This is a genomic window from Oleiphilus sp. HI0132, from assembly GCF_001635845.1.
This window is the reverse complement of the sequence record NZ_LWGJ01000174.1, coordinates 1-1300: the sequence shown is the minus strand read 5'-3', so window position 1 is coordinate 1300 and position 1300 is coordinate 1. Positions and strand designations below refer to the sequence as shown.

1 protein-coding gene and 1 pseudogene are annotated in these 1300 nt (G+C 44.4%); one reads left to right on the top strand and one right to left on the bottom strand.

Going from position 1 to position 1300, the window contains the following annotated elements:
• A pseudogene (locus A3766_RS02225) lies at positions 1-359 on the bottom strand (hypothetical protein); the annotation flags it as partial.
• A 210-nt stretch (positions 360-569) separates the two neighbouring features.
• On the opposite strand from A3766_RS02225, the gene A3766_RS02220 reads away from it, so the two are divergent.
• A complete protein-coding gene (locus A3766_RS02220) occupies positions 570-1265 on the top strand; it encodes a TnsA endonuclease N-terminal domain-containing protein (protein WP_068513285.1) in 696 nt (231 codons plus the stop codon).
• Positions 1266-1300 lie beyond the last annotated feature (35 nt).

Here is a 1300-nt window from a genome sequence, read left to right as displayed (position 1 = left end):
ATTTCTTGCTGAGCTTTTGTGGGCCTCCCAGCCCTACTATGAAGCCGCTTCAAAATAACACTTCCTGACCGTTTAAAGCTTTCACGCTTTAAACCTAGAACTTCAGAAACAGTTGCTCCAGTACTCCACATTAAATCTAACAACAACCTTCTGGGTAAATATTTTTCATTATTAAGTAGCGTCAATATCTCTGGCTTTACCAAATATCTTGGGTACTTACTATCAATGTTGAAGAGCGATGCTCTATGGTCGATTAACTCATTCCAAGTGTAAGAGCATAGGTAACCTGAAGTTTCACGGTTTTGCGCAAAAACACGGTATTCAAATAACTGCTTTGGTTTTTCAAATAAGTGTTCCATTTTTGCCTCCTAATTTTGGAGCAAGTTAAAGGTAATTATAGCCACTATTTTTAGCCAAACAGCACTCTTACTAGAACAAATAACCATTAGAAACAAAGGTATAGTAACTATGTACCAATGTATGGGTTATTGGTGCAGAAATACAGGCTATTTTTATGTGTTGTTTACCACGTAAAATAACAGTCTCTTCGGTCTACTGAGGATGTGTACATGACGCGAGAGCAGCTAAGATTAGCGCGACTTGTCACCGCTGAGAGTTTAGTGCCACAACAACATACCAACGGTCGCGCATTTCGCACGGCGGTCGAATGTCGCCTCCAAGCAATGATCAAATATCCCGGTGCCGCTGAATTTCACTCCTATGACGAGTACCTATATGCTGCCCTGCAAGAAGGCGACCCTCGCGTGGTTAGTTACATTCCTCAACCGCTAAAACTTCGGTACCGAGGCGTGCCCTATCGGCCCGATGCCTATGTATTAAAACGTGATGGTCGCTACATTATCGAACTTAAACCGCGGGGTGAATGGGATGACGAAAAGCTTGCCGCACTCAAAGCATTCTGCCAGTTACATAATCTAATCTTTGAACTTATTGCCAACGAATCAGCCCGTGAACGTGAAACGGAAGCATTAAATTGGTGGCGTATCGTTCGCGTGCTATATCGTGCGCGTCATGTAAACACCGACAACCACGAATTAAATATTCTGCTTGAGTGGCCCCTAGGCCAGACCTTCCCCTTACGTCACTGGTTACACCCTTTGGACCGTGAATCGCGCGCAATGAGTGAAGTTGCCTTATTCAGGCTACTTCATCGCGGCAAAATTCAGGGGAATTTAACCCAATGTCGACTCAGTTATGATCTGGAGTTATCCCGATGTCCCGTTGGCGACATGCCCTCGCGCTAGCGCCGCACTACTACGATTACAATAATTGGCCATTG

What these genes read in the sequence shown, in the direction of transcription:
- A3766_RS02220 (WP_068513285.1), top strand. Translation starts at nt 570, where the DNA reads ATGACGCGAGAGCAGCTAAGATTAGCGCGACTTGTCACCGCTGAGAGT.